Source organism: Glycomyces sp. YM15 (assembly GCF_016918015.1).
Classification (GTDB): domain Bacteria; phylum Actinomycetota; class Actinomycetes; order Mycobacteriales; family Micromonosporaceae; genus Glycomyces.
Window position 1 is genome coordinate 12,471 of the sequence record NZ_JAERMK010000035.1, and the last position, 23,316, is coordinate 35,786.

Here is a 23,316-nt window from a genome sequence, read left to right on the forward strand (position 1 = left end):
TTGGAGCCGCAATGGAGCACTCCGGCACTGTCCACGAACTGAACGCCGACCAACCGGTCGCACTCCAGATCGACGGCCGCAACGTGGCCGACTACGTCTGGCGCTCCGAGCTGCCCGCCTCCACCGCGCCCCGCCCGTTCCTCCACCCCGTGCGCACCCTCGCCGGGACCGTCGTCACCGACGCCAGGCCCCACTCCCACACCCACCAGCTCGGCATCAGCATCGCCGCCCCCGACATCGGCGGCCGCAACTTCTGGGGCGGCCGCACCTTCGTCGCCGGACACGGCCCCGCCTGGCTCGACGACCACGGCGCCCAGCACCACCGGCGCTGGCTGCGCCACACCGATGCAGCGCTCGCCCACACCCTCCACTGGGTCGACCGGGAAGGCGCCGCGCTGCTCAGCGAGCGACGCGCGATCGCCTGCGTCCCACTGACTCCGGACGCCTGGACGCTCTCGGTGCAGACCCGCCTCGCCAACGCCACCGACCGGCCGCTGCCGATCCGCAGCCCCGCCTCGCTCGGGCGCGCGGGCGCCGGGTACGGCGGATTCTTCTGGCGCGGCCCGGCCGTGAACGGCCAGGTGCGCGTCCAGAGCCCGGCCGGGACCGGCGTGCGCGCCGTCCACGGCACGACCGCGCCCTGGCTCACCGTCTCCGGCGCGAGCGGCGGTGCAGCGTGGACGATGCTGTTCGTGCCCGCCGACGCGACCACCGCGCAGGACCGCTGGTTCGTGCGCGCCCGCGACTACCTCGGCGTCGGCTCGTCCCTCACCTGGGACCGCCCACTGGTACTGGAGCCGGGGGAGCGGATCGAACGGCATATCCTCGCTGTCGTGGCAGACGGGAACCTCACCGAAGACGCGGCCGCCGCGCTCGCCGAAGCAGCGCGGCCCACGGCATGAACGCCGTCCGCTCCAACGACCCCGCCCGCCAGGAACGCCTGCGCGCGTTGAACCTCGAGCTCGTGTTCCGGCACGTCCTCGCCGCCGAGGCCCCGGTCTCGCGCACCGAGCTCGCCGCCGCCACCGGCCTGACCAGGCCCACCATCACCCGCATCGTCGAAGAGCTCATCGCCGGGCGGCTCGTCACCGAGACCGGCGCGACCCCCGACGGCCGGGCCGGGCGGCCGCGCATGGGGCTCACGGTGTGCCGCAGCGGCCCCGCCGGGCTCGGGCTCGACATCCGCACCGACGGCCTGGCGGCGTGCGTGGTCGACCTCAGCGGCACGGTGCGACACCTCGCGTTCGCGCCGTTCACCGACACCGAGGCCCCGGCCGTGCTCGAACACCTGGGCCGCATGGCGACCGAGGCCGCCGACGCCGCTGCGGCCGAAGGCCTCACCGTCGTGACCGCGACGCTCGCCGTCCCCGGCCCGACCGACGACGGCATCGTCCGCACCGCACCCTCCCTGGGCTGGCGCGACGTGAACGCCGGAGCGCTGCTCGCCGAACACCTCCGCCACCTCGACGTCCACACTGATGTGGACAACGAGGCGAACCTGGCCGCGCGGGGCGAACTCCACCGCGACACCCCCGACCACTTCCTCTACGTCTCAGGCGGACTCGACATCGGCGCCGGGATCATCCTCGACCGCCGCCTCATGCGCGGCTCCCACGGCTGGGGCGGGGAACTCGGCCACCTCACCGTCGACCCCGACGGCAAGCCCTGCCGCTGCGGCTCGCGCGGCTGCCTCCAGACCTACGCCAGCCTCGCCGCCATCCTCCACGGTGAAACCCTCCCCGACGGCCTCACCGCCGACGCCGCGCTCCTCACCTGGGCCGACGCGGGCCGCCCCGAAACCATCGCGGCACTCGACACCGCCGCCACGGCCCTGGGCGTCGCGATCGCCAACGTCCTCAACCTCCTCGACATCGACACCGTGCTCCTCGGCGGCAGCTTCGCGCTGCTCTCCTCCTGGCTCATCGCCGGCGTCGAAGCCGAGCTGGCGCAGCGCGTGCTCTCCGCCCGCTGGGCCCCGATCACCGTGCGACCCGCGACCCTCGGCCCCGACGCGGCCGCGATCGGCGCGGCGATGGCCGTCATCGACCGCATCCGCCGCGACCCGACCGAATGGCTCGCTTCCGGACGGTGACACGGCGGCCCGTCACAGGGCAGGATGATCTGGAACGAAGGAGACGTGCAATGGCGCACCAGCCCGACCTCGCACTGGACGGCCCCGGCCAGGGGACGCTCTCGATCGCGGCCATCCTCGCCGAGTCCGCGCGACGCCGCCCCGAGGCCCCGGCCCTGTACTTCATGGGGCAGACGATCACCTATGGGGCCCTTTGGGACCAGACCCGTGCCTACGCCGGCGCACTCGCGGCACGCGGGATCGGGCCGGGCTCGCGGGTGGCGATGATCGTGCCGAACGTGCCGGACTTCCCGCGCGTCTACTACGCGGCGCTCGCGCTCGGGGCGGTCGTGGTGCCGATCCATCTGCTGTTCAAGGCCGAGGAGATCCGGTTCGTCCTGGAAGACGCCGACGCGGACCTGGTCGTGGCCGCGGCCCCGCTCCTCGGCGAGGCCGCACCTGCGGCCGCGCTCGCAGGGGTCCCGCTCCTCACCGTCCTCGCCCCGGAAGGCTTCGAGCTCGACGGCGAACCCGTTGCGCGCCTTGAAGACGAAGCCGCGTTCACGACCCCGATCGAACGCTACGTCCCGGTCCACCCGCTCGCGGCCGCCACGATCCTCTACACCTCCGGCACCACCGGGACCCCGAAGGGCGCGGTGGGCTCGCATCTGGCGGTGATCGAGCAGGTCCACACCTGCCTCCTCGACACGTTCGAGTACCGGCCCGACGACGTGCTCTACGGCGGGCTGCCGTTCTTCCACACCTTCGGCCAGACGGTGGTCCTGAACGCCGGGTTCCGGCGGGGCGCGGCGATTATCCTGCTGCCGAAGTTCGACCCCGACGAGGCCTTGGAGCTGCTGGTGCGGCACCGGGCGACGGTGTTCGCGGGCGTCCCCACGAACTACGCCGGGATGGTCGCGGCCGCGAACCGCACCGCCGACCGGCCGCCGCTGCGGTACGCGATCTCCGGCGGTGCCGCGCTGCCGACCGCGCTGCTCGAAGCCTTCGAGGCCGCGTACGGCGCGCAGGTGCACGAAGGCTACGGACTCACCGAGACCTCGCCGGTGTGCAGCTTCAACCTCGTGTCCGAGCCGATCCGGCCCGGCACCGTGGGCAAGGCGATCTGGGGCGTCGAAGTCGAGATCGCCGACTCGGAGATCGACGACCGCATCGAGCTGCTGCCGCGGGAGACCTTGGGCGAGATCGTGGTCCGCGGCCACAACCTCATGAAGGGCTACCTCGGCCGCGCCGACGCCACCGCCGCGGCGATCGTCGACGGCTGGTTCCGCACCGGCGATCTGGGTACTGTGGACGGAGATGGAGTGATCCACATCGTTGACCGCAAGAAGGACATGATCATCCGCAACGGCTACAACGTCTACCCGACCGAGGTCGAGGCCGTGCTCTCCCGCCACCCGGAGGTGTCCCTCGCTGCGGTCTTCGGTGTGCCGCATCCGGAGCACGGCCAGGAGGTGTACGCCGCGATCGTCCCGGCCGAAGGCGCCGACCCCGACCCGGCCGAGCTCGTCGACTACGTGAAGGCGAAGATCGCCGCCTACAAGTACCCGCGCGTGGTCCACGTGGTCGAGGCCCTGCCGCTCGGCCCGAGCGGCAAGATCCTCAAGCGCGAACTCCAGCTGCTTTACGCCGCTTAGTCAAGCTTGATTAATCGGGTAGCATCGTTCGCGGTGCCCTCGTTCTCTGGGCGGGGCGCCGTGATCCAAGGAGCATGTCCATTTCTTCAGAGACCGACCGCCTGATCGCTTTCAGCACCCAGCTTCGCAATGTCCACCAGCGTCTCCGCAAGGCGCTCGACCTCGCCCGCCGCTCGATCGACGGCGAATTCGACGAATCCGGCGGGCAGGACCTCCTCCTGTTCTGCCGCGGCTTCTGCTCGGCTCTCAGCGGCCACCACCGCAGCGAGGACGGCGGGCTCTTCCCGCAGGTCATCGCCGAACATCCCGAGCTCAAATCCGTGATCGCGAACCTCATGAGCGACCACAACATGCTCGAACACCTCATCGGCCAGCTCAGTGCCGCAATGGATTCGGATGCCGGCCCGGATGAACTTCACCGCCACCTGGACGGCATCGGCGCGGTCATGGAGACTCACTTCAGGTATGAGGAGAACCAGCTCCTCTCCGTTCTGGACGCCCTCGCGCTCGAAGGCGACCCGACCGAACTCCTCGGCGAGCTCGCCTGAGGAGGTTCGTGGGCCGGTCGATCCGCAAGCGGATCGACCCGCCCCCCCCATGTGACCCCCCGCCGGGGTACGGGGGGGGAGGACGCCCCCCCCCCCTACCGCCCCGTGGCCTAGCCGGGTGGAGGTGCGGGGGCGGGGGGCCCCCCCCGCCCCCCCCCCGGCCCACCTCTGTTCCCCGCGAGCGGGATTCAGGTGCTCTCGGGTTTGGCGATCAGCCGGAACGCCCGCTTGAGGATCCACGGGCACCACTGGTCGTTCTTCCAGGCGCCGAACCATTCGGGTGTGGGTTCGGGGTCATCGAAGAATTGGCAGATCACCCGGGGACCGGCACCGTCGTTGCATTCGATGCGGTACTCCGAGGCGGTCAGCGGGTGGTCGGTCGCGACTTCGCGGAAGACCGAGAACACGGCCGGGCCGCGGTGGAAGGTGCCGAGCCACCCGTCGTTGTCCGGATGCGGGTCCGGATCGGCTGCGGGGACTGGTTCGGGCTCGGGTTCGCTTGGGGCGTTGAGCGATTCAGCCGTCACAGAAACGCACCGCCCCCGGATTGGGCCGGTCGTCGGCGCGGCCGGTGTAGAAGACCTTGAAAGCCGCGTCTTGGACCCAGGCCTTCCACTCGGGGACGTAGGTTCGCCACTCCTCGCCCCAGGTGGCGTGGAGCATTCCGGTGTTGACGCCGGAGACGATGAGGACGAGATCGGCCGGGTTGTTGGTCACCGCGACCTGAAAGGAGTCGGGCGCTTCGACTGCTGAGCTCCAGACGGTGAAGTCGGTGTGCTTGTCGGTGAAGCTCCCCCGGATGAGCGGGACCCCCGGGCCCCGATCACGGTTGGGATTGTCGGGTGCGTGCGCGACAATGGTCGAGGACACGGATTTACCTCCGATGTCTGTTGAGACCGGGGCGGGTGCAGGTTGGTAGCCAGGTGTCCCGCCCCGGTCGGCTTCTGTTGAGGGCACGAAATGTCCTATCTCACGAACCCCATCCCTGGAATCCCAAGATGCACTCATCGTGCCTGATTGGTAGCATGGCATAGTTGCTGCATCAGTACAAGTTTGCAGCTACGAATTTTCGGAAGTGTCTACAACCCGACACCGCTGCCAGGAGGACCTCATGCCGCGCAAACCCGGACCAGAACCAAGCCTCCGATCTCAATGGCTGGGGAAGATTCTCCGAGACCTGCGCAAGGAACGCGGCAACACTCTGGCGGAAGCCGGAGAGTTCATCCAGCGCGACGCCACGATGCTCAGCCGTTACGAGAACGGCGAGTACACGATCCGGCGAAGCGATGTGATCGCGCTGCTGACCTTCTATGGCGTGTCGGACGAGTCGTTCCGCAGCGGCGTGATGCAACTCTGCGATGACATGTGGCGCACCGACTGGTGGGACCCGTATAACGAGGAGCACACGAAGGACTTCATCAACGTCCCTTGGCTGGAGTCTCGCGCAGAGCAGATCTCGGAGTACCAAGCGCTGGTGCTTCATGGGTTGTTGCAGACCCCCAGCTACGCCGAAGCCGTAATCCGCAACGCCGAGAAGGACACCGCCTCCGAGGAACAGCTTGCGCGCTGGCTGGAGCTTCGAGTCGAGCGACAGCGTGTGCTCATCGGTGAGAACACCACGCCGCTGGCTGCGGTTTTGGAAGAACACGTGCTGCGACGGCCAATTGGTGGCCCGAAGGTGATGCGGGAGCAGCTTGAGCACTTGCTTGAAGTCGGCGAGCGCAGCAGTGTCGAGCTGCGCATCATGTCCACCGATCACGGCCCTCACTCCGGTCACCTCGGGAGCTTCACCCTGTTCGAGATGCCCTACGAGCTGTCGAGCGTTGCATATGTCGAATCGCTTGGCGGCGGTCTGTACATCGAATCACCTCGTGTCGAGCGGTTTCATCGCGCGTGGGAGGATCTGTGGAAGGGCGCTCTCACCCCTTCGCGATCAAACGCCCTGATCAAAGCCATCTTGAAGGAGTACTAGTGAAGACAACCGGCACCAAGCAACAGCTCTCGCGCGAAGAGCTGGCCGGTATCCGCTGGAAGATCAGCACTCGCAGTACCAACAACGGCGGCAACTGCGTTGAAGCTGGTCCACTGGGCGACGACTCCGGCCGGATTGCGGTGCGACACTCTCACCACCCTGAAGGTTCGGTCATCATCTACACCCGCGCCGAGTGGGATGCCTTCCTCGCCGGGGCCAAAGACGGCGAGTTCGACTTCACCTCCTAATCTCCCGTCCGCACCCTCGAACTCGTGCTCTCGTGCGAGGGTGCGTGGCAGCTTGCTGCATCTGTTCTCGGTTGGGCTGCAACCGATCAGCGATGGAGCTGTGAGGTCTACCCGAGGCGGCGCTGCCGGGGCCGGGCCGGTTCGCAGTTGGGCCACAACCGATCAGCGACGGCGTGGTGTGGGCGAATGCCTCGGGTGCGTGTCCGGGTCCGGGCCGATCGTGGGCCTCGCCGGAGCCGGGCCGGTCGTTCCGGTGCGCTGCCTGTGCCCTGGCGCCGAGCCGGTGCGGCTGGGGCGGGGATCGAACCGGGAGCGGCGGTGTCGCCATCGCAGCAGCCGTTATCGGGTCGCTTGTGCGCATAACGCTCCGAGGGAGCGCCTACAAGGGCCGAGCCTTGGTGTTCCATGACGTGTCTCCTCTCTCCCGCGCTCCCATAGCAATCCGTCAGCGCTCCAGGTGTGCGTTCGGCGGGTGTCATTGCCGCTTGCGTCTGGCCCAAGCCGCCGAGGCCGCTGCCCCCATGTCAGCCGAATCGTCCTGAGGGCGGGGGCGTCAAGGCACCCCCGGTGAGGTCGTGCCGGTTCCTTCCCCGACCATCGATCACCGGTGATGCGTGGTGCTCGACTGGCCTGCATGGCAGTGCAAGGCGGCTTCTCGACCTACCCTGCCGGGGTCTTGTCCTCTTGCCTCTCTTTCTGCTTCCGCTCCTGACCCTTCCGGGCTTTCTTGGGCGTCGCTCGTGTCGCATCCGTGGATGCCTGTGGGCGGATTGTGGTTTCGGCGGGTTGGTGTGCACGCGGTCGCCGCCCCTGGGGGACGGTCCTGTTCGCTGCGTTCACCGACGCCGCCTGTATGTCCGGACTCCCGCTATGGTCGGCGTTGCATCCTCTCGGACATGGTGTGCCTCGTTCAGAGCACTCGCGGTCCGGTCAGGGTGATCCCGACCGATCCGTCTCCCACCCAACCCGATCAGAAACCTGAGAGCGGACAGCTGCGGGACGCGATAGCACGAGAGGGCCAGCGCCACCACCCCATCGAAACGGGTGGTGGCCTGGGAACCGCCAGGTCAGCCGGTCGGCTAGAGGCTTGTCGTAGTCTGCTTGCACCTACTCGACTCCTGTACGGATTCCAAACCTTTGTGCGTACCTCAATGATCCCCCGAGTCGACACGACCGGCAACACCCACACAGGGAGAAAGTATTCACGTTCAGGTCAAACCGACCGCACCCCAACCGAACACGCCCGGCCGCCGCCAACCGACCTCGCCCCGCCTCGCACCTTTTCGTCGCTGACCGGTTGAAGCGCAACCTCTCCGGGACCAGCAGGACACCGTCCAACTTTCGGCCTCCTATGCGCCCTCCGATCGCGCGCGGAGAGCCCGACCAGAGCCTGTTCCCAGGAGCTAGTTCACGTCTGACATCGCTGCGTGTACGTTGTTGTCCTCCCACTCGCGGAGACTGCGGATCGAGATGAAGCAGAGCACCGCGCCGGCGGCGAAGAACGCTCCGGCGATCGCGAACGGCGTCCGGTAGCCGAGTCCGGAGGCGAGCAGTCCGCCCATGACCGCTCCGAGAGCGAGGCCGATCAGGCCCATGAAGCCGTCCAGCGAACCGATCCGGCCCATCATCGCGTTCGGGGTGGCTCGCTGCCGGACCGTGGTGGCCATGATGCCCCAGACCACCGCGTGCGCGATATAGACGGCAAGCGCGATCGCCACGACGACGAGGTTGGTCGTCAACGAGATCACGGCGAACGAGGCGGCACCGGTGATGAGCGCCGCGAACATCGACCACCCGTAGCCGATGCGCTTGCGCAGCCTCGGCGCGACGAAGCTTCCCGCCAATCCTCCGAGGGCGGAGAACGCGAGCAGCAGGCCGTAGCCGGTCCCGTCGAGACCGAGCTCCTCTTGTGCATAGAGGACCAAGTATGAGAAAGGGATCATGTAGGCGACACAAGTGATGCCGCTGAGAGCGATGAGCAGTCGCACGATCCGATGCCGCATCGCCCACACGGCGCCTTCGCGGATGTCCGCGCGGACGCTGGCACGTGGCTTGCCCATCTCGGTCGGGGTGATGATGTAGTCGCCGCGCAACCGCCAGAAGGCGAGACCCGCTGCCGCGAAGGCGATGGCGTTGAGCGCCGATGGGGCGAATGCGGCCATGGCGAACAGGAGCCCGCCCAGCGGCGGGCCGATGAACTCGTCGATCACCAGTTGCGTCCCGGCGATCTGTGAATTCGCCTTGTCGAGTCCATCTGGGGGGACCGCTTGGGGCAGGAGGGCCCGCGCCGCGCCGTCGGCCATCGTCTCGATGACACCCATCACGGCGTAGACGAGATAGAGCGTGGCGATCGGTGCGGCGTCCAGGAGCACGAGCCCCGTCAGGACGACGAACATCCCGGCGCGGGAGAAGTTCGCGAGGTACGCCAGACGGCGACGATCAACGCGGTCAACAAGCACGCCGACGCCGAGCACCGAAAAGATGCGCGAAAACGAGTACGCGAACGCCAGACCGGCGATCGCAATAGGGTTCTCCGTCACGGTGGTCGCCAGGAGCGGCAGCGCGATGAACGTGATGCCGTCGGCCAGGTTGGCTGACGCGTTGCCGAACCAGATCCTGCGGTAATCGGCTCTCAAATACATCCGCGCCCCTCGTACATGGCAGCCTCCCTTCAACGGTCGGCTGGGCCTGAACGGACGCTAGCCAGGTTGCCGTTGGAAGGCAACCGGTTTGATCAGGGTCGACCATGATGAGGGCCGACACCGAGGTGCTGGGCTCGTTGCCACGCCTGAGCGAGTCGGTCCGGGTTAGCTGCAATGCCGATTAGTTTGGGGTTCAGCAGTTCCGTGGTCGGGTCGTCAACCCTGGTGCCGGTGTCCTGCGGTTCCCGGTGACCAGGACCCAAGGTTCCCCAAGCTGCGTGACGGCGCCGAAGGCGCCAGGTCCGCGTACGAACACCGTTCCCGACTACGAGCACCGGCAGGGACCGGGCCACCTTCCGGGCCTGCGGATCTGGCGCCTTCGGCTCGTACCGGGCCTGCGGACCGTGGGGCGGACCTACCGCCTTCGGCGGTGTCACGCAGCTTGGTGAACCTTATGGCCCGGGTACGGTGCCCGCTCGGGCCTGATCCGCACTCCAGGGCGACCGCGCCGTCATGGACCTCAAGTTCCGCGTCACCCGCGCCGACCGGTCGACGTTCGACCTCGCGCAGCGAAAGCCGATCGACGCGAGCGCGCTGCCGCAGGTGCAGCCGGGCATGGTCGTCCGGGTCAAGTACCTGCCGCACGATGAGTCGGAGCTGGTGGTCATCACCGCCCTCAACCCGTGACGGGCCTCAGGGTCTCGATCCCGCCGAACGCGAGGTCGAGGCCCGGCGGGCTCACTCGGCCGAGGTCGCCTTCAGCGCCGCACGGTAGGGCGCGAGAAGTTCCAGCACCTGCTCGAGCGCTCCGGCGTCGGTCCACAGCTCGTGCCATTCGCTCTCGCGCGGATCGGTGACGCGGTCGAAGACGCGAAGAGCCTCCAGCCGCAGTTCGCCGTCGGCCTCGAACGGGTGGGACGCGAGCAGCTTCTCTGCCGATCCGCTGGCCGGGTCGGCGCCGAGACGCGCCGCGACCAGGACGGCGGCCGCCACGGCGGCGTCGGCCTCGGGGTTCTCGAGGTATTCCTCGCTGCCGGTGGCCTCGCGCATCGCGGCGAGCAGGCCGCTCCTGACCGCGCTCGGGTCGGCGTCGGCCAGGTCGGCTACGCAGTCGAGCGCCGCGTCGTTCTCGAACGGCCCGTATCCCCAAGCCCCCATGTGATGCCCCGTCCTCCAGATCGGATGATGGCGTCACAGTAGATCAAGGGTCCGACACCGCGATATCCTCGCGGAGGATCACCGGTCCCCGCCCCTCCACCGCCCACGAACAGGACCGTCTTGCAGACCCCCATATGGCTCGCCGTCGACCTCGGCACCACCCACACCGTCGCCGTCGTCGGCCGCGAAGGCTTGGAGCCCCGCTCCCTGCTCTTCGACGGCTCGCCGCTGCTCCCTTCCGGCGTGTACCTCGACGCCGACGGCAAACTCCACACCGGACGCGACGCCCAGCGCCTCGCCTCCTCCGACCCCGCGCGCTTCGAGCCGCATCCCAAGCGTCGCATCGACGACAGCGCCGTGCTCCTCGGCGACCGCGAGGTCCCCGTCGAGGAGCTGCTGTCCACCGGGTTGCGCCGCGTCGCCGAAGCCGCCGCCGCCTCGGGCCAGAAGCCGACCCAGACGGTGCTGACCTATCCCGCCGACTGGGGCCCGGTCCGCCGCGCCGTCCTCGAACGCGCGGCGGTGCTCGCCGGGTTCGGCCGCGTCCGGCTCCTCGCCGAGCCCATCGCGGCCGCCACGTACTGCGCCGAGATCCTCGGGCAGGAGATCCCGCGCGGCGGCGCCGTCGCCATCTTCGACTTCGGCGGCGGCACGTTCGACGTGGCCGTGGTGCGCCGGGAGGACGACGACACCGGGCGCTTCCGGACCCTCGCCGTCGGCGGCCTCGACGACCTCGGCGGCCTCGACGTCGACATGGCCCTCGCCGCCCATCTCGGCCGCGTCGTCGCGAGCCGCGATCCTGAACTCTGGCAACGGCTCTCCGAGCCCGAGACCACCGCCGACCTGCGCGACCGCCTCGCGTTCTGGGGCGAGGTGCGGGCCGCGAAGGAGATGCTCTCGCGCACCTCGACCGCGCCCGTGGCCCTCCCCGGCCACAACCCGATGGGGCTGCACCTCACCCGCGACGAGCTCCAGTCCCTTGCCGACCCGCTCGTCTCGCGCGCCGTCGACGAGACCCGCCGTACCGTCGAACGCGCGGGCGTCGCCCCCGGCGAACTCGCCGCGCTGCTGCTCGTCGGCGGTTCCAGCCGGATGCCGCTCGTCGCCACCCGTCTGCATGCCCGCCTCGGCGTCGCTCCCGCCGTGCCCGAGCAGCCTGAGCTGCCGGTCGCCTTCGGCGCCTTGCGGTTCGCCGTCACCGACCAGGGCGAGGTGCAGAGCCCGCCCGCGACCCCTCAGGCCGGACCGGCGGGCTCGAGCCCGCCCGCGACACCGCAGGCCGGCGTGCCCGCCGCGGCGTACACGCCGTTCCCGGCGCCCGGCCCGGCCAGCCCGCCGCAGGGCAATCGCCCCCAGCCGAGCCCGAGCGGCATGCCGCAGGGCAGCCCCCCGCAGCCCATCCCGGGCAGCCTGCCGCCGCACGCGCCCTTCACGCCGCAGGCGCCGTACCAGCCGTCCGTCTACACCGGACCGCTGCCGCAGCGGCGCGAGCCGAAGCGGACACGGGTCCTCGCCTCGGTCCTCTCGGTGGTCGTGGTCATCGTCATCGCGATGGCCGTGGTGCTCAACAGCACCGGACTGCGAGGCCTGTTCGGGAACGGTGCGGGCGATCTCATCGACGGCCTCGCCGATAACCTGGACGACCTCAGCGGCGGCTCCGGCCCGGAACTCACGCTCGCCTACGAGCGGCAGCTCGACGCCGGCGGTGCGAGCGCGGTCGTCGCGGCGGACGGCCTCGCGATCCTCGCCGAGGTCGTCGACGGCCAGACGATGGTGAATGCGGTCTCGCCCGAAGGCGATCCCGTCTGGAGCGCGGCACTCGAACTCGAGCCGACCGGGCTCTCCCTCACCGTCGTCGGCGGTGTGCTCCTGGTCGACGCCCCCGAATCGGCCACCGACGGCGGCCAGAACATGCGCGCCGCCGTCGCGCTCGACGGCGGCGCGTTCCTGTGGAAGCGCCCCTGGATCGACCGCAACGACGTCGCCTACTTCGGCAGCGAGGCGATCGTGGAGCAGCGCACCGGCTTCGAGGACAACGCCGTGATCCGTGTCGACCTCCTCACCGGTGAGGAGGTGTGGAAGGAGTCCGGCCCGTACGACCTGTTCATCATCGACGAGTACCGCATCCGCGCCGCGACCGTATGGAACGAAGGCCAGGACGGTTTGGGCGAGGTCCCGCCGAACTCGAACGCCCTCTACGACAATCTCGCCGCCAGCGATCAAATCGTCGAACTGATCCCCGACGAGGGCACCGCGGTCGTCCGCGACGCCGCCGACGGCGACGAGGTCACCAGCGGCGACCTGCCGGTCGACAGCGAATACTGGACGGTCTTCGACGACCTGGTCATCGGCAAGGCCTCCGAAGCGGCCTCCCCGGGGCGCGACACCCTCATCGCCCACTCGCTGTCCGACTTCGGCGAAGCGTGGCGCATCGAACTCGACGTCTCCTTGAGCGTCCAGCACGTCAAAGCCTGCGGGCCGCACCTGGTCTGCGCGGCGCTCGACCACACCAGTGCCAACGACCAGTACAAGACCATCGCGGTCGACACGCTGACCGGGGACCAAGTGTGGGAGGTCGGGGTCGACTGGGCGGTCGACGACCAGTGGTACTCCACACCGAGCGGCCTCGTCCACGGCGACCAGGTCTTCGACACCGTCGATTCGGCGCAGGTGCTGGACTTCGAGGGTCGGCAGGTCGTCGAGGGCGAGCTGTTCACCTCGGCCATCGCGGTCCGCGGCGGCCTTGCGGCGATGAAGGTCTCGACGATGGGCGGGTGGGACGTGGCGGTCGTCGACACGGCGACCGGTTCGTGGTCGGCGGGGCACGCGGTCGGCGCCGATCTGCCCGAACACGCCTCGTTCGCGGGCGATCTCCTCGTCGTCCTGGGCGGCGACATGAAGGCGCGGGTGTTCACGGTCCCCGAGCTCGGCTGACAGGCAACGCGAACGGGGCCGGGCTCCTGCCCGGCCCCGTTCGCCTCGCTCAAGCGAGGGTGATGTTGTCGAGTTCGGCGTAACCGGTCCCGCCGCTGAAGTACGGCGAGCCCTTCGCCAGGCGGATCATGTTGTACCCGGCGTTGAGGTTCACCGTGACGTTCACCGTGCTGAACTGCCCCCAGCCCGCCGTGGGCGGGTAGGTCACCGTGGACCAGGCGCTGCCGTTGTAGGCCAGGCCATGCGTGGAGTTCGCTCCGGTGCCGTTGGCGTACCGGATGGTCATCGTGTAGCTCCGCGCGGTCGGGACGTTCACCGTGAAGTCCACGAAGGAGTGCGAGCGCATGTCCGCCGAGCCGTCGATCTGGCCCACGTAGTACCCGTTCGAGGCGTTGCCCGAGCCGAAGGTGTTGGCGTTCACCACGGTCTGGTTCTCGGCCTCGTACACCTGCTGCCACGTCGTGGTCGGGCCGTTGACCGGAGTGACGACCAGCTGGTAGGCGGCCTCGGCGTCCATGTTGTTGACGGGCACCGAGATCGCGCCGTTTGAGACGTTCATCGTCGTGGTCGAGATGGTCGTCGGGGCCGAGACCGCCGTGTGGCGGCCCGAACCGGGCGTCGACAGGAGCTGGACCCGCACCTGCGAACCGAACGAGCCGAGCCCTTCGACCCGGACGGTGTTGTTCCCCCAGTCGCCGCCGAAGACCGTGTTCACGATCTTCCGGCTTGAGTCGTAGGAGGCGACGCCGTCGAGCCAGGACTGCGGCGTGGTCTCCACGATGTTGCCGGTCATCGCGCCGTACCAGCGGTAGAGCCAGTACGAGGCGGTCGGCTGGTTCTGCAGCGTGAACAGGCCGTCGAACGTGCCCGCCTCGAACCAGTACGCCCGGTGCGCCTCTCGCGCGCCGTGCCGCTCCAGTACTGCCATCCAGTGCAGCGCAACGGAGGGGATGTCCATCTGGTTGAAGCTGTTGTACTCATTGATCGCGATCGGGCGGTCCGGGATCCCCAGCGAGTCCTCGATGGCGCGGTAGTCGGCCACGTGATCGTCGAAGTTGTTCCAGTCCATGTCGGTCAGCTCGTGCCACACGATCACGTCCGGAATGGTGTTCGTGTTCTTCGCGTGCGTCAGGAACGAGACCATCCGGTTGTGGTCGTAGTAGGAGTCGCTGGGGCCCACGATCGGCGTCACAGGGTCGAGCGAGTCCACGAGCTTGTACGTCCGCTCCCAGCCCGAGTTGAAGGACCCCGCCTGGCTGGTGTTCCAGGTCCAGTCCGGCTCGTTCCACAGCTCCCAGCCGCGGATGTTGGTCATGTCGGTCTCGGCCAGGCGGTCTTGGACCTGCGCGCGGACCTTCGACTCCCAGTCGGCCCAGCCTTGCCACTGGTAGGGGAACGTCGGGTAGATGTCGGGCATGCGGATGAACTGCTGCGCGCCCGCCCGGACGAGGTTGTCGCCCACGTCGAGCGAGTCGCAGCACGGCTCGGTCGCGCCGTTGCCGAGGTGCGTGGTGCCCGGGGCGGGCTGCGTGAAGCTGGTCGGGTTGAGCGGCAGCAGCATCGCGGTGGTCGGCTGGGAGTCCGAGCCGACGCCGTAGAGGCCGCCGGCGGCGACCTGTGTCGCGGGGCGCACGACGTCGGCGACGTTCACCGTGAGCGTGAGGCCCGCCGCTTGGGACGGGACCGCGCTCCCGGCTATGACCGCGCCGAGGGCGAAGGCGATGACGCCCGCGCGCGTCGCAGCCCGGCGGAACCGGGGAAATCTGCGGGTGGATTGCATGAGTGCTCCTAGTCGATAAGTCGAACCGGTTCGACACGTCGATGGAGGTCTGACGCTAGTTTCGAACTTCGTTCGATGCAAGTTCTTCGATATAACAAAGGCATATACACGGGAAACGTCTTCACCCGGCACTTGCGTCAGACGGATCACGGGGTTAAGCTCCGAACCGGTTCGACGAATCAAGCCACGGATCGAACCGGTTCGGAGGAGGCACAGCATGGTCAACATCGGCGACGTCGCCCGCGCCGCGGGCGTGGCCCGCTCGACCGCGTCGTACGCGATGACCGGCAAGCGCGCCGTCTCCGACGAGGTGCGGATGCGGGTCCGCCAGGCGGCCATGGACCTCGGCTACACCCCGAACGCCGGCGCGCGGGCCCTCGCGACCTCACGCTCCAACGTCATCGGGCTCCTCGCCCAGTTCCTCCCCGACGAGTTCGCGCCCGCGATGCTCCAGTACCTGCAAGGCGTCACCGACACCGCCCGCGACCTCGGCTACGACATCCTGCTCAGCTCCGACGCCGACGGCCGCAGCGCCCTCAAGCGCATCACCGACTCCCGCATGGTCGACGGCGTCGTGCTCCTCAACGTCGCCGAGGACGACGACCGCCTGCCCGTGCTCCGCGCCGCCGCCCAGCCCGGCGCGCTCGTCGGCCTCCCGCGCGACTGCACCGGCGTCGACGTCTTCGACCTCGACTTCGAAGAGGCCGGCCGCGTCATGGTCGAGCACCTCGCCCGCCTCGGCCACCGCGAACTCATCCTCGTCTCCCAGCCCGAGCACGTCGTCGAACGCGGCGGCGCCTATGTCTGGCGCCTCCAGAACGCCGCCCTCGAAGCCGCCGCCGCCAAGGGGATCACCCTCCACACCGTGTTCGGCGCCGCCACCCAGCCCGACATCGGCCGCGACCTGCACGCCCTCCTCGACGCCCACCCGGGCGCGACCGGCCTGCTCCTCAACAACGAGGCCGCCGCCGCCGCGCTCCCCACGGTCCTGCGCTCCCGCGACCTCGAGACCCCCGGCGACCTCTCCGTCATCGGCCGCTACTCGGACGAGTTCGCCCGGTCCTTCTCCCTGCCCTACTCCTCGATCGAGAGCGCCCCGGACCGCCTGGGCCGCATGGCCGTACGCCAACTCGTACGCCGCATCGAGAACCAGGTCCCGGAGAGCGACCCGTACGTGGTCCGCTTCGTCCACCCAGAACTCGTCGACCGGGGCAGCACTGCCCTGCCGGCGTCCCGGCAGTAACCCATCCCTCAAAGCACTGAAAACCGTTCAAGGAGGAACACCGAAATGCGATCCACCAGACCCCTCTTCAAGGCCGCGGCCGCAGGCGTCGCCTGCGCCGCCATGGCCTTCGCCACCGCCTGCTCGTCCGGCGGCGGCACCGACCAGGACGCCGACACGTACACGTGGTGGGACCCCTACCCTCAGCACGCCGAGGACTCCGACTGGGCGAAGCGCGTCGCCGCCTGCGGCGACGCGGCCGGGGTGACCATCGAACGCACCCCGTTCGACACCACCGCGCTCACCAACCAGGCGCTGCTCGCGGCCCAGGAAGGCACCAGCCCGGACGTCATGCTGCTCGACAACCCGGCCGTCTCCACCCTGGCCGACACCGGCATGCTCACCACAATGGACGAACTCGGCCTCGACGTCTCCGGCGTCGACGAGAACCTCCTCGCCGCGGGCGTCGTCGACGACCAGACCTACGGCATCCCCGTGGGCGCCAACACGCTCGCGCTCTACTACAACGCCGACGTGCTCACCGCCGCCGGCGTCGACCCGGCGTCCGTCACCGACTGGGCCTCGCTCACGGACGCGCTTGCGAAGGTTACCGATAACGGCGCCAAGGGGATCACCTTCGCCGGCATCGGCACCGAAGAAGGCTCCTTCCAGTTCCTGCCCTGGTTCTGGGGCGCCGGAGCCGACCTCCGCCAGCTCGACTCGCCCGAAGCCGTCGCCGCCCTCGAACTCTGGACCGGCTGGCTCGACGCGGGCTACGCGCCCGACTCCGTCATCACCAACTCCCAGAACACCACCTGGGAAGAATTCCTCACCGGCGAATACGCCTTCGCCGTCAACGGCACCTGGCAGGTCAACAGCGCCCTCGACGCCGGCTTCAACACCGGCGTGATCCCGCTGCCCGCCCAGAACGGCGGCACCGCGCCCGCGCCCACCGGCGGCGAGTTCGTCATCGCCCCCGTCCAGGCCGACACCGAGCGCTACGACGTCACCCGCCAGATCGTGGAGTGCATGACCACCCCCGAGGGCTTCGTCGAAACCGCCACCACCTTCGCCTACTACATCCCGCCGACGGCCGAAGGCCAGACCGCGCTGCTCGAGGCCCAGCCCGAACTCCAGCCGTGGGTCGACGCCGTCCGCGGCGCCAAGGGCCGCACCAGCGACAACCTCGGCACCGACTACCCGAAGATCTCCGAAGCGCTCTGGACCGCCGTCCAGAACGCCCTCTCCGGCTCGGCCACCCCGGCCGACGCCCTGGCCCAGGCGCAGACCGACGCGGCCGCGGCCACCGAATAAGACGGAGTTGCCATGACCACGACCTCGGTCACCACGACCGGCCGTGCGTCCGGCAGTGGGGGGGGGCCCCCGCCCCCCCCCCCCCCCCCCCGCGCCCCCCCCCCCCCCCCCCGCGGGGCCCCGCCGGGGGCCCCCCCCGGGGGGGCCCCGCCGCTGCTCGCCTACCTGCTCGTCTTCTACGCGTACCCGTTGTGGCGCAACATCGAACTGAGCGTCCACGACTACACCGTGCGGGCCTTCGTGCAAGGCGACCCCGAATTCGCGGGCTTCGCCAAGTACGCCGAAGTCTTCGGCTCGGACTCCTTCGGCACCGCCCTGCTCAACACCGCGCTGTTCACCGTCGTCTCGATCGCGTTCCAGTACGCGATCGGCCTCGCCCTGGCGGTGTTCTTCCGCAACAACTTCCGCCTCTCCGGCGTGCTCCGGGCGCTCTTCCTGGTGCCGTGGCTCCTGCCGCTCATCGTCTCGTCCTCGACTTGGGCCTGGATGCTCAACAGCGAGAACGGGATCGTGAACTCCGTGATCGAGGCCTTCGGCGGCGAGCAGATCAACTGGCTCACCTCCCCGGACACCGCGCTCACCGCCGTGATCATCGCCAACATCTGGCTGGGCATCCCCTTCAACCTGGTGATCCTCTACTCAGGACTCCAGCAGATCCCCACGGAGACCTACGAGGCCGCCTCCCTGGACGGCGCGAACGCCCGCGAGCAGTTCTGGCACATCACGCTGCCGCTGCTGCGCCCCGTCTCCGCGATCACCCTGCTCCTCGGCTTCATCTACACGCTCAAGGTCGTCGACGTCATCTGGATCATGACCACCGGCGGCCCCGGCGACGCCTCGCTCACCCTCGCGGTGTGGTCCTACCGCGAAGCCTTCGGCACCGGGCAGCCCGACTTCTCGCCCGCCGCCGCGATCGGCAACCTGCTCATCGTCATCGCGCTCGTGTTCGGCTTCGTCCACCTGCGCATCCAGCGGAACGGAGGCCAGCGATGACCGCACGACCGCTGTCGTCGAGAACCTGGTGGAAGACCGGCCTGGGCCTCGTCTTCACCGCGATCATGCTCTTCCCCGTCTACTGGATGGTGAACGTCTCCCTCACGCCCACCTCCGAACTGCGCCAGACCAACTGGTTCCCCGCGCACCCGACCCTCGAAGGGTTCGACGCCGCACTGGCCCAGCAGCTCCCGGCGCTGGGCACCAGCCTCGCCATCGGCGCGGGCTGCGTCCTGCTCACCATCGTCATCGCCGCACCCGCGGGCTACGCCCTCGCGATCCTCAACCTGCGCGGCGGCCGGGCGCTGAACTTCCTGCTCCTCGTGGCGCAGATGATCCCCGCGGTGGTCATGGCCATGGGCTTCTACGCGATCTACGTGCGCCTCGGGATGCTGAACACGGTGTGGGGCCTCATCATCGCCGACTCCACGATCGCCGTCCCCTTCGGAGTGCTGCTCTACACCACCTTCATGGCGGGCATCCCGAAGGAGCTCATCCAGGCCGCCCGCGTCGACGGCGCCGGAGCCTGGGGCACCTTCACCAAGATCATCCTCCCGGTGAGCCGCAACTCGACCCTCACGGTGTCGCTGTTCGCGTTCCTGTGGGCCTGGTCGGACTTCATCTTCGCCTCGACCCTCAGCCGCTCCAGCGAATACGTGCCGATCACCCTCGGGATCTACCAGTACATCGGGAACAACACCACACAGTGGAACGCGATCATGGCCACCGCCGTCGTCGCCTCGCTCCCCGCGGCGATCCTCCTGGTCGTCGCCCAACGATATGTGGCCGCCGGTGTGACCGCCGGTGCCGTGAAGGACTGAACCAGTGCGAGACAACACCGTCCCAGTCGACGCGCCCGGCCGACTGCGAGGCCTCGGCGTGGACGAATTCCGACTCCGAGGCGGGTTCTGGGGCGGCCTCCAAGCCGTCAACGCGACCGCCACGCTCCAGCACTGTCTGGAGTGGATGGAGCGCCTCGGCTGGATCGCGAACTTCGACCGCGTCGCCCGAGGCGACACGGACGGGGAACGGCCCGGCTGGCAGTTCTCCGACTCGGAGATCTACAAGCTCATGGAGGCGCTCGCCTGGGAGTACGGCAGGACCGGCTCGGCTTGGGCCGACGAGACCTTCGTCGCCCTGACCGAACGCGTGGCCGCAGCACAGGACGGCGACGGCTACCTCAACACCTGCTATGGGCATGGGGGACAAGCGGAACGGTACAGCGACCTTTCGTCCGGCCACGAGCTCTACTGCACGGGCCACCTGCTGCAGGCCGCCGTCGCGCGCCTGCGCACCGCGGGCGAGGACAAGCTGGTCGAGGTCGCCAGGCGAGCGGCCGACGAGGTCTGCCGGACCTTCGGCGCCGACGGCCAGGATGGCATCTGCGGCCACCCCGAGATCGAAGTCGGCCTCGCTGAACTGGGCCGCGCCCTGGGCGAGCCCCGCTACACCGAACAGGCCCGCCTCTTCATCGAACGACGCGGCCGGGGAACGTTGAAGCCCGTCACCCTGCTGGACGCCTCCTACTTCCAGGACGACCTCCCGATCCGGGAAGCCGACGCCTGGCGCGGCCACGCGGTGCGAGCGCTCTACCTGGCGGCGGGCGCGGTCGACGTCGCCGTCGACACGGACGACACCGACCTGCTGAACGCCGTTGAACGCCAATGGGCCCGCTCGGTCGAACGCCGCACCTACCTGACCGGCGGCATGGGCTCACGCCACCAGGACGAAGGCTTCGGCGAGGACTGGGAACTCCCGCCGGACCGCGCCTACTGCGAGACCTGCGCCGGGATCGCCTCGAACATGGTGTCGTGGCGGCTCTACCTGGCGACCGGCGAGCCCAAGTACGCGGACCTGATGGAACGCACCTTCTACAACGTCATCGCCGCGTCCCCGGCCGAGGACGGGAAGGCCTTCTTCTACGCCAACCCGCTGCACCAGCGAAGCGCCGCAGCGGATGTGCGGCCCGACGAGGTCAACCCGAGAGCCGAGGGCGGCGTGCGCGCCCCCTGGTTCGACGTCTCCTGCTGCCCGACCAACCTGGCGCGGACCCTCGCCAGCTGGCAGGCCTACGCCGCCTCCGTCGAGGGAGACCAGGTCTCGCTGCTCCAATACGCCAACGGCGACATGCGAATCGCGCTCGAGAACGGAGCAGAGCTGGCCCTCCGGATCTCGACGGAGTACCCGCGAACGGGCGCGATCCGCATCGAGGTCCTGGAAACCCCGAGCGACCCGATCGAACTGCGGCTCCGGATCCCGGACTGGGCCGAGGGAGCGAGCCTCGCCGACGAGACGACCGCGTACGCCGTGGAACCGGGCTGGTCGGTCGTCCCCGGCCCGTTGAAGGCCGGCAAGGTCATCGAGCTCAACCTGCCTGTGGACCCGCGGTTCACGTGGCCCGACGAGCGCATCGACGCGGTCCGAGGCTGCGTGGCGGTCGAACGCGGCCCCTTGGTCCTGTGCGCCGAGTCCACCGATCTCGCTGAGCCCCAGGCGATCGAAACGCTCCGCATCGACACGACGAAGCTACCGCTGGCAGAGGGCGACGGAGCGATCGTCCGGGCGGCTTCAGTGCCCGTCGACCCCGCGAAGCAGGCCGCACTGCCGTATCACTCGACCCCGCCGAGCAGGGACCGGTCCGCCGAGACCTCCGGTGTCCGCCTGATTCCCTACCACCGGTGGGCGCAGCGAGGCAGCGCGGCGATGAGGGTCTTCCTGCCCACGATCTGACGGCGGCCTCAACGCTTTTCCCAGACCGATAAAGGCGGCAGACCGACTTCGGCGCGGGCGCGGTCGGTCAGTTCCTGCACGAGCGCGGTCTTCACCCGCGCGTACTCGCCGGGCGCCGTGCCTGCTGCCACGACCGCGCGTTTGAGGCGCGCGTAGCGGTCAGCGTCCGCGGGGTGGTTTCGCAGATAGTCGCGGAGGATCCGCTGGTTTCTCGTCGGCCAGCTCGCCGAGTCGACCACGTGCAGGATATGACTGCGGACGCCGCCGTCGGCGCGGACGAACAGCCGCCGGTCGACCATGCCGTTCCGGTGCGGCCGAAAACCGTTGCCCGCCAGTGCCTTCAGATGCGGTTCGACCTGGTCGAGTTCGCTCACGGCGGCCATCAGGTCGATGACGGGCTTGGCCGCCAGCCCGGGCACCGCCGTGGAACCGATGTGCTCGATCGCCGCGAACAGGCCGGGCGCGGCGGCGTCGAGAGCGTCGATGGCCTCGGCCGCCTGGCGCGGCCAGTCGGGGTCGTAATCGAGGATGTGCAAGTTGGCGTCGATGCTTCCTGCCATGGATCAACGAAGGACGCGCACGATGGCCGCTTCACCGGCGGGCTTCCAGGTCGGTTTGCCGCCGGCCCAGCCGCGCTCGCCCGCGACGCCGATGTCGAGCAGGACCAGTGCCTTGACGAGCGCGAGGCCGCGGGCGCGCAGCACGGTGGCCTCGTCGGCCGCTTTGTACGCGCTGAAGAACGCCACGTCGGCGCCGTCGGGCAGCAGGATCCAAGCGGCGGCGAGATCGACCGCGGGGTCGCCGACGAAGAGCTCGCCGAAGTCGATCACCCCTGCGAGGCCGCCGTCTTCGACGACGACATTGGCAGGGTGCAGGTCGCCGTGAAGCCACACGCCGGGCCCGTCGTGTCGGGGCGCTTCCACCGCGGTCCGCCAGACTGCGCGAGCGCGGTCGGCGTCCACGTCGGGGTGGCGTTCGAGTGCCTGCTCGAAGTGTTCGTCCATGGTGTGGAGGGGCGCGCCGCGGCGGTCGTTCGCGGGGGCGTCGGCGGGACCTTCGACGTGGAGTGCGGTGAGGAACTCGGCGAGCACGGCGGCCGATGCGGGGTCGGTGATCGGCGCGAGGTCGGCGGGCGTGCCGTGGACCCAGGTGGTGACGAGCCAGGTGTGCGGAAACGGCTCGGACGGTCGACCGAGCCTGGTGGGCACGGGGATGGGCAACGGCAGACGCGACGCGAGGCCGGGGAGCCTGCGGTGCTCCCGCTCCAGGAGCTCGGGGGCGTCTTCGGTGCGGGGTACGCGCACCGCCAGGTCGGGGCCGAGGCGCCACATCTGGTTGGTCCAGCCGCCGTCCACGGCCTTGAGCTCCAGCCCGGCGAGGTCGGGATGCTGCTCCTCGAGGAGGTCTCGCAGCAGCCGCTCATCGATCGCAAAGTCGCTCAACCCGAATCCCTTCGCCGCAGGTTCGCGCCCACCCTACCCGCACAGGCAGAACACGAACCCGGCCAAGATTCGTCCCCTTCGAGGTGGTGTTTCGGATACCCGGCTCAACTGGGATGCGGTTCGGACTGTCCGCGACAACAAGGTGCGGCTCCCTTCGGGCGGTGTTCCGGCTGCCGAGCTCGATTCGAATACGGTTCGAGCAGGCAGCGACAAAGAAGTGAGGGAGGGGCCGGGTCTGTCTCCGGCCTCTCGGTTCGATCGGGTTGGGGTTCGGGCGGGCGGCGATGAAGAGGTGGGGGAGGGGCTGGGTCCTTCTCCGGCCTCTAGGTCTGATCGGGTCCAGGTTCAGGCTGTCAGCGACAAGGAGGCGGGGGTGGAGTTCGGGTCTGTCTCCGGCTTCCCGGCTCGGTCGGGCTTGGGGTTCAGGCGAGCCGCGATGGTGGGGTGTGCTGGGGTGGGTTTCTTGGTGTGGGCATGCTGGGGGCTTACCCCTTTGGTGTTGACACCGTCCTATGCGGCGAGGGCGAGGCTAGCCTGCCGCTGTTCGTAGTCGATCGGTGAGATCTGGCCCAGAGACGAGTGTCTCCGGGTCGTGTTGTAATCGGTG

General features: G+C 69.2%; 20 protein-coding genes. 13 read left to right on the plus strand and 7 right to left on the minus strand.

Annotated elements, in window-relative coordinates; genetic code table 11:
• Positions 1-11: 11 nt before the first annotated feature.
• The 4 genes from JHY01_RS24475 (at position 12) to JHY01_RS24490 (ending at position 4,274) form a co-directional block, all read left to right on the plus strand.
• Positions 12-902, plus strand: a complete 891-nt coding sequence (locus JHY01_RS24475) for a PmoA family protein (protein ID WP_205328336.1) — start codon at positions 12-14, stop codon at positions 900-902.
• Positions 899-2,092, plus strand: a complete 1,194-nt coding sequence (locus JHY01_RS24480) for an ROK family transcriptional regulator (protein WP_205328337.1) — start codon at positions 899-901, stop codon at positions 2,090-2,092. Before JHY01_RS24475 ends, JHY01_RS24480 begins: the two co-directional genes overlap by 4 nt.
• A 50-nt stretch (positions 2,093-2,142) precedes the next feature.
• Positions 2,143-3,726, plus strand: coding sequence for an AMP-binding protein (locus JHY01_RS24485; protein WP_205328338.1), 1,584 nt, complete (start codon positions 2,143-2,145; stop codon positions 3,724-3,726).
• A 74-nt stretch (positions 3,727-3,800) separates the two neighbouring features.
• Positions 3,801-4,274 (plus strand): hemerythrin domain-containing protein, encoded by a 474-nt coding sequence (locus JHY01_RS24490; protein ID WP_205328339.1) that lies wholly within the window; start codon positions 3,801-3,803, stop codon positions 4,272-4,274.
• 188 nt (positions 4,275-4,462) lie between these two features.
• On the opposite strand, the gene JHY01_RS24495 is transcribed toward JHY01_RS24490, so the two are convergent.
• Both JHY01_RS24495 and JHY01_RS24500 read right to left on the minus strand, forming a co-directional pair.
• Complete coding sequence (locus JHY01_RS24495; protein ID WP_205328340.1) at positions 4,463-4,801, minus strand: hypothetical protein; 339 nt, start codon at positions 4,799-4,801, stop codon at positions 4,463-4,465.
• Entirely contained in the window at positions 4,791-5,144 is a 354-nt protein-coding gene (locus tag JHY01_RS24500; RefSeq protein WP_205328341.1) for a hypothetical protein, read from the minus strand. Before JHY01_RS24500 ends, JHY01_RS24495 begins: the two co-directional genes overlap by 11 nt.
• A 241-nt stretch (positions 5,145-5,385) precedes the next feature.
• Here JHY01_RS24500 and JHY01_RS24505 point away from each other — a divergent pair, with 241 nt between their 5' ends.
• Positions 5,386-6,246 carry a helix-turn-helix transcriptional regulator gene (locus JHY01_RS24505; protein ID WP_205328342.1) on the plus strand — a complete coding sequence of 287 codons (861 nt, stop codon included), beginning with the start codon at positions 5,386-5,388 and terminating at the stop codon, positions 6,244-6,246.
• The gene (locus JHY01_RS27085) at positions 6,246-6,494 is read left to right on the plus strand and encodes a DUF397 domain-containing protein (RefSeq protein WP_205328343.1); all 249 of its coding nucleotides are present in this window, start codon (positions 6,246-6,248) and stop codon (positions 6,492-6,494) included. The genes JHY01_RS24505 and JHY01_RS27085 overlap by 1 nt, the downstream gene beginning before the upstream one ends.
• 1,403 nt (positions 6,495-7,897) lie before the next feature.
• On the opposite strand, the gene JHY01_RS24515 is transcribed toward JHY01_RS27085, so the two are convergent.
• A complete protein-coding gene (locus JHY01_RS24515; protein ID WP_205328344.1) occupies positions 7,898-9,136 on the minus strand; it encodes an MFS transporter in 1,239 nt (412 codons plus the stop codon).
• Between the two features lie 513 nt (positions 9,137-9,649).
• Here JHY01_RS24515 and JHY01_RS24520 point away from each other — a divergent pair.
• Positions 9,650-9,823 carry a hypothetical protein gene (locus JHY01_RS24520; RefSeq protein WP_205328345.1) on the plus strand — a complete coding sequence of 58 codons (174 nt, stop codon included), beginning with the start codon at positions 9,650-9,652 and terminating at the stop codon, positions 9,821-9,823.
• Between the two features lie 51 nt (positions 9,824-9,874).
• Here JHY01_RS24520 and JHY01_RS24525 read toward each other — a convergent pair whose 3' ends face one another.
• Positions 9,875-10,294 carry a DUF4259 domain-containing protein gene (locus JHY01_RS24525; protein WP_205328346.1) on the minus strand — a complete coding sequence of 140 codons (420 nt, stop codon included), beginning with the start codon at positions 10,292-10,294 and terminating at the stop codon, positions 9,875-9,877.
• A gap of 120 nt (positions 10,295-10,414) precedes the next feature.
• On the opposite strand from JHY01_RS24525, the gene JHY01_RS24530 reads away from it, so the two are divergent.
• Positions 10,415-13,228 carry an Hsp70 family protein gene (locus tag JHY01_RS24530; RefSeq protein ID WP_205328347.1) on the plus strand — a complete coding sequence of 938 codons (2,814 nt, stop codon included), beginning with the start codon at positions 10,415-10,417 and terminating at the stop codon, positions 13,226-13,228.
• A gap of 49 nt (positions 13,229-13,277) precedes the next feature.
• Here the strand turns inward: JHY01_RS24530 and JHY01_RS24535 are convergent, their stop codons facing one another.
• Positions 13,278-15,008, minus strand: a complete 1,731-nt coding sequence (locus JHY01_RS24535) for a CBM35 domain-containing protein (protein WP_205328348.1) — start codon at positions 15,006-15,008, stop codon at positions 13,278-13,280.
• A gap of 217 nt (positions 15,009-15,225) precedes the next feature.
• On the opposite strand from JHY01_RS24535, the gene JHY01_RS24540 reads away from it, so the two are divergent.
• From JHY01_RS24540 to JHY01_RS24560, 5 genes are read left to right on the plus strand one after another with little or no spacing between them, the layout of a single operon-like run.
• Positions 15,226-16,251 carry a LacI family DNA-binding transcriptional regulator gene (locus JHY01_RS24540; RefSeq protein ID WP_205328349.1) on the plus strand — a complete coding sequence of 342 codons (1,026 nt, stop codon included), beginning with the start codon at positions 15,226-15,228 and terminating at the stop codon, positions 16,249-16,251.
• Between the two features lie 45 nt (positions 16,252-16,296).
• Entirely contained in the window at positions 16,297-17,544 is a 1,248-nt protein-coding gene (locus tag JHY01_RS24545) for an extracellular solute-binding protein (RefSeq protein WP_205328350.1), read from the plus strand.
• Positions 17,545-17,556: 12 nt separating this feature from the next.
• Complete coding sequence (locus JHY01_RS24550; RefSeq protein ID WP_374199591.1) at positions 17,557-18,537, plus strand: carbohydrate ABC transporter permease; 981 nt, start codon at positions 17,557-17,559, stop codon at positions 18,535-18,537.
• On the plus strand, positions 18,534-19,358 hold the full coding sequence (locus JHY01_RS24555; protein ID WP_205328352.1) for a carbohydrate ABC transporter permease: 825 nt from the start codon (positions 18,534-18,536) through the stop codon (positions 19,356-19,358). Before JHY01_RS24550 ends, JHY01_RS24555 begins: the two co-directional genes overlap by 4 nt.
• Positions 19,359-19,362: 4 nt before the next feature.
• On the plus strand, positions 19,363-21,267 hold the full coding sequence (locus tag JHY01_RS24560) for a beta-L-arabinofuranosidase domain-containing protein (protein ID WP_205328353.1): 1,905 nt from the start codon (positions 19,363-19,365) through the stop codon (positions 21,265-21,267).
• 8 nt (positions 21,268-21,275) lie between these two features.
• On the opposite strand, the gene JHY01_RS24565 is transcribed toward JHY01_RS24560, so the two are convergent.
• Positions 21,276-21,827, minus strand: coding sequence for a GrpB family protein (locus JHY01_RS24565; RefSeq protein ID WP_205328354.1), 552 nt, complete (start codon positions 21,825-21,827; stop codon positions 21,276-21,278).
• 3 nt (positions 21,828-21,830) lie between these two features.
• On the minus strand, positions 21,831-22,709 hold the full coding sequence (locus tag JHY01_RS24570) for an aminoglycoside phosphotransferase family protein (protein WP_205328355.1): 879 nt from the start codon (positions 22,707-22,709) through the stop codon (positions 21,831-21,833).
• Positions 22,710-23,316 lie beyond the last annotated feature (607 nt).

Coding starts and splice junctions, on each gene's coding strand:
- JHY01_RS24475 (WP_205328336.1), top strand. CDS start 12: ATGGAGCACTCCGGCACTGTCCACGAACTGAACGCCGACCAACCGGTC.
- JHY01_RS24480 (WP_205328337.1), top strand. CDS start 899: ATGAACGCCGTCCGCTCCAACGACCCCGCCCGCCAGGAACGCCTGCGC.
- JHY01_RS24485 (WP_205328338.1), top strand. CDS start 2,143: ATGGCGCACCAGCCCGACCTCGCACTGGACGGCCCCGGCCAGGGGACG.
- JHY01_RS24490 (WP_205328339.1), top strand. CDS start 3,801: ATGTCCATTTCTTCAGAGACCGACCGCCTGATCGCTTTCAGCACCCAG.
- JHY01_RS24505 (WP_205328342.1), top strand. CDS start 5,386: ATGCCGCGCAAACCCGGACCAGAACCAAGCCTCCGATCTCAATGGCTG.
- JHY01_RS24515 (WP_205328344.1), bottom strand. CDS start 9,136: ATGTATTTGAGAGCCGATTACCGCAGGATCTGGTTCGGCAACGCGTCA.
- JHY01_RS24520 (WP_205328345.1), top strand. CDS start 9,650: ATGGACCTCAAGTTCCGCGTCACCCGCGCCGACCGGTCGACGTTCGAC.
- JHY01_RS24525 (WP_205328346.1), bottom strand. CDS start 10,294: ATGGGGGCTTGGGGATACGGGCCGTTCGAGAACGACGCGGCGCTCGAC.
- JHY01_RS24535 (WP_205328348.1), bottom strand. CDS start 15,008: ATGCAATCCACCCGCAGATTTCCCCGGTTCCGCCGGGCTGCGACGCGC.
- JHY01_RS24540 (WP_205328349.1), top strand. CDS start 15,226: ATGGTCAACATCGGCGACGTCGCCCGCGCCGCGGGCGTGGCCCGCTCG.
- JHY01_RS24545 (WP_205328350.1), top strand. CDS start 16,297: ATGCGATCCACCAGACCCCTCTTCAAGGCCGCGGCCGCAGGCGTCGCC.
- JHY01_RS24550 (WP_374199591.1), top strand. CDS start 17,557: ATGACCACGACCTCGGTCACCACGACCGGCCGTGCGTCCGGCAGTGGG.
- JHY01_RS24555 (WP_205328352.1), top strand. CDS start 18,534: ATGACCGCACGACCGCTGTCGTCGAGAACCTGGTGGAAGACCGGCCTG.
- JHY01_RS24565 (WP_205328354.1), bottom strand. CDS start 21,827: ATGGCAGGAAGCATCGACGCCAACTTGCACATCCTCGATTACGACCCC.